Source organism: Gordonia sp. NPDC003585 (assembly GCF_040610755.1).
GTDB lineage: Bacteria > Actinomycetota > Actinomycetes > Mycobacteriales > Mycobacteriaceae > Gordonia.
In genome coordinates this window covers 1-3,868 of the sequence record NZ_JBEXMX010000166.1, presented here as the reverse complement: position 1 = coordinate 3,868, position 3,868 = coordinate 1, and the positions used below count along the sequence as shown (strand labels likewise).

Below are 3,868 nucleotides of genomic sequence, written 5' to 3'. Positions count from 1 at the left end.
GGTGCCCGCTCGATCACCCGAGCCGTCATCACCGCCGGCCATCGCCGCGGCGATGGCGGCGATCAACGTCTGCGGATTCACCGCGGACAGTGCCTGATACGCCGAGAACGCCTCTCCCCGCGTCGATTCGTAGCGCCCCAGCGCGTCGACGATCATCGCGACCATGTCGGCCAGCCGGGCGTCGGCGTCGGGTCCGTCGTCGGCGAGGACCTCTGACAGCATGTCGCGCACGGCGGGGATATCGACCTCGCCGTTCTCGTCGCGCGGCAGATCGGTTGTGACGGTTCGCTTTCCGAAGGCTATCGGAAACCAGAGGTCGAAGACACGGTCGAAGACCCCGCGTTGCGCCACATCGGAGAGCAGCGTCGCCGCGAGTCCCTCCCGGAGCTGCGGGCGGCTCAGCAGGTCGAGCACCTCCACCGCTGAGGCGGCATCGATCAGATTCGACGGCCCCACCTCGATACCGCGGCGACGCAACTCGTCGACGAAGTCGGTGAGATGGGCGACGAGCGGCGCGGTCATCAGCCCAGCTTGAGTTCTTTGAACGCCGTCTTGAGGTCGGGCCGGTGCTTGAGCACCACGCCCAGCGTGCGGGCGATCAAACCGTCGTCGATGCCGCCGCGTGCACTGCCGCTCGCCCCGTCGCCCGCCCCGAGTGCCAACAACGTGTTGGCCCAGTCGATGGTCTCGGCCACCGACGGCTTCTTGCGGATGTCGAGGGTGCGCAGGACGCCGACGATCCGCACCAGTTCGGCCGAGAGGGCATCGGTCAGTCCCGGGACCCGCGAGGCGAGGATCTCCTTCTCCCGCGCCGCATCCGGGAAATCGATATACAAGTAAAGACAGCGCCGCTTCAGGGCCTCGGAGAGCTCGCGAGTGGCATTGGAGGTCAACAGCACCACCGGTCGTCGTGCCGCGGTGACCGTTCCCATCTCCGGGATGGTGATGGCGAAATCGCTGAGCACCTCGAGCAGCAGGCCCTCCATGTCGACGTCGGCCTTGTCGACCTCGTCGATCAGCAGGACCGTCCGCCCCTCCGACGAGATCGCCTTCAGCAGCGGGCGCGGCAAGAGGAACTCGTCGGAGAAGATGTCGGTCTTCGCCTCGTCCCATGCGCGCGTGCCGGTGGCCTGGATGTGCAGGATCTGCTTGGCGTGATTCCACTCGTAGAGCGCCCGCGCCTCGTCGATGCCCTCATAGCACTGCAAACGGATGAGTTCGGCGTCGGTGGCCGACGCGATCGCGCGGGCGAGCTCCGTCTTGCCCACGCCCGCAGGACCTTCCACGAGCAACGGCTTGCCCAGGCGGTCGGCGAGGAAGGTCGACGTCGCGGTCGCCTCGTCGGCGAGATAGCCCGTGCCACGCAGCCGGGTCACCACGTCGCCGACGTCGGCGAAGGACGGATCGATGCGCGGTGCGGTGTCCGAGGATGCTTGGCTCATCAGGCGGGCCGCACGTGTCCGGCGCCCCACACCAACCATTTGGTGGAGGTGAGTTCGGGCAGTCCCATCGGGCCGCGCGCATGGAGCTTCTGCGTGGAGATACCGATCTCGGCACCGAATCCGAACTGCTCACCGTCGGTGAACGCGGTCGACGCGTTGACCATGACCGCGGCGGCGTCGACGCGCGAGGTGAACTCGTTGGCGGCGGCCAGGTCGGTCGTGATGATCGCCTCGGTGTGTCCGGTTCCGTATTTGTCGATATGCGCGACGGCGGCGTCGAGGTCGTCGACCACCTTCATCGCGATGTCCATCGACAGGTACTCCTCGGCCCAATCCTGTTCGGTCGCGGGTTCCATACCCGGCTCGTCACCGTGGATGATGACGCCCTGCGCCTGCAGGACAGACGTGATCCGGGGCAGCGCGTCGGCGGCAACAGCCTTGTCGATCAGGACGGTCTCGGCGGTGTTGCAGACGCTGGGCCGGCGGGTCTTGGAGTTCAGTACCACCCGCGTCGCGACGTCGAGGTCCGCGAGTGCGTGCACGTAGACATGGCAGTTGCCGGTGCCCGTCTCGATCGTCGGTACGGTCGCGTTGCTGACGACGGCGTTGATGAGTCCGGCGCCACCGCGCGGGATCACCACGTCCACCAGACCGCGCGCCCGGATCAGTGCAGTCACGCTGGAGCGGTCCTCGCTGGGCAGCAGCGCCACCGCGTCGGCAGTGACCCCGTTGTCCGACAACGTTTCTCGCAGGACCCGCACCAATTCGGCGTTCGACGACGCGGCCGACGACGATCCCCGCAGCAGCACCGCGTTGCCCGACTTGAAGGCGATACCGAACGCGTCGACCGTCACATTGGGGCGGGCTTCGTAGACGATGCCGACCACACCGAGCGGAACGCGCATCTGGCGCAGTTGCAAACCGTTGGGCAGGGTCTTGCCGGAGACGATCTCACCGATCGGGTCGGGCAGGACCGCAACTTGTCGCAGGCCCTCCGCGATACCGGTGACGCGCTCGGGAGTCAGGCGAAGCCGGTCGAGGAGGCTGGCCTCCATGTCGGAGGACTCGGCACGCGAGATGTCCTCAGCGTTGGCGGCCAGGATCTCCTCGACCGCGGCTTCCACAGCGTCGGCAGCTGCGAGCAGCACCTTGTTCTTGGCCGCAGTGGTCAGTCCGCCCAGCGACCGCGACGCCGATCGCGCCGCCCGCGCGAGGTCGAGAACGACCTTCTCGGTGTCCGGCTGTGTCCCGGACTCTGCGGTGACGGCTTCTTCTGCGGTGGGTGCGCTCATCGGTGTTCCTCGATCGTCGCGGTGACATGCGTGCGAATATCCGCCCACCAGCGTAGCGCCGCCGATTTCTCGGCCCAACGTGCCGTCGGCGAACGGCCACGCGTCACCGACACCGGAGAGCATCGGCAAGGACATCCCGGGACGCCGCGTCGATCGCGAGTCCGTAGCTGCGCACGACGATGACGAACTGCACTGCGTACTGACACCAGAACCCCCGCTCGTCCGGCATCCAGCGGGCGGGTTCGGCGTCGCTCTTGTCCTGATTCGATCCCCCGTCCACCGCAACGAGATTGGCGGGGTCGTTGGCGAAGTCCTGCCGCAATTCCGCGGGCCACGCCCACGCCCCCATATCCCACGCGTACGCGAGCGGGACGATGTGATCGATCTGCACGGCTGCAGCGCCCAGGTCACGCCGGAACACGATGTAGTCGCCGGTGTACGGGCTGCGGAACTCCCCTGCGAGCACAGCGCCGGGGCACGTCTTGGTCGGGCCACGACGCGTGTCGTGCAGATCGCGCGCGAGGATGTCGTTTCGGGTGTCACACCCGTTGGAACCGCCACGTACCCGCACCTCGTCGCTCCAGGGAGTTCCGAATGCCGAGCGCTGATAGTCCTCGCGGTGCCGCCGGGCCGCCGAGACGGACAGCGCACCGAGTTCCCCGGTCAGCCGCTGCGCCCTTGCACGTACCCGCTCGTCGACACCCGTCTGCGCGGTGTTGACCATCACCCCGGTCGCCACGAAGAGCGCCGTCACCACGAACGCGCTCAGCACGCACCAGCGACGCATGGTCCATCCATGCACCCCAGAGCGTCGCGATCGGTGATGGCGTACCAAGCGTCGCCACCGGAGAGCGAGGGAGGGTCGGGCCATATTGGTTCGACGCGCGCCGCGCAGTTCCCGTTCCCTGCGGTCAATTAGGGCGTGTCTCCCAATTCCACTGCGAGGGATTGGTGGAGTCGATTGCACCCTGGCTGCGATCGAGCCGCCAAGACCCGCAAAGGGAATTGGGAGACACGCCCTAGTCGAGTCAGCGACCCACCGCCGCCTGCGGCGGCGATCGTGGAGGCGGGAAGAGGGCCGTGGAGCGCGGCGCGGCAACGATGATCCACGAAAAATAGGGGAAGAAACTCGTC

3 protein-coding genes and 1 pseudogene are annotated in these 3,868 nt (G+C 67.3%); all 4 read right to left on the bottom strand.

Annotated elements, in window-relative coordinates; genetic code table 11:
* A pseudogene (locus ABZW74_RS24190) lies at positions 1 to 522 on the bottom strand (hypothetical protein); the annotation flags it as partial.
* Positions 522 to 1,442 carry a MoxR family ATPase gene (locus tag ABZW74_RS24185; RefSeq protein WP_355280011.1) on the bottom strand — a complete coding sequence of 307 codons (921 nt, stop codon included), beginning with the start codon at positions 1,440 to 1,442 and terminating at the stop codon, positions 522 to 524. The pseudogene ABZW74_RS24190 and the gene ABZW74_RS24185, both read right to left, overlap by 1 nt.
* Positions 1,442 to 2,734, bottom strand: a complete 1,293-nt coding sequence (locus tag ABZW74_RS24180; RefSeq protein ID WP_355280008.1) for a glutamate-5-semialdehyde dehydrogenase — start codon at positions 2,732 to 2,734, stop codon at positions 1,442 to 1,444. The genes ABZW74_RS24185 and ABZW74_RS24180 overlap by 1 nt, the downstream gene beginning before the upstream one ends.
* 103 nt (positions 2,735 to 2,837) lie before the next feature.
* Entirely contained in the window at positions 2,838 to 3,521 is a 684-nt protein-coding gene (locus tag ABZW74_RS24175; protein ID WP_240857555.1) for an HNH endonuclease family protein, read from the bottom strand.
* Between the last annotated feature and the right edge of the window lie 347 nt (positions 3,522 to 3,868).

Coding starts and splice junctions, on each gene's coding strand:
- ABZW74_RS24175 (WP_240857555.1), bottom strand. CDS start 3,521: ATGCGTCGCTGGTGCGTGCTGAGCGCGTTCGTGGTGACGGCGCTCTTC.
- ABZW74_RS24185 (WP_355280011.1), bottom strand. CDS start 1,442: ATGAGCCAAGCATCCTCGGACACCGCACCGCGCATCGATCCGTCCTTC.
- ABZW74_RS24180 (WP_355280008.1), bottom strand. CDS start 2,734: ATGAGCGCACCCACCGCAGAAGAAGCCGTCACCGCAGAGTCCGGGACA.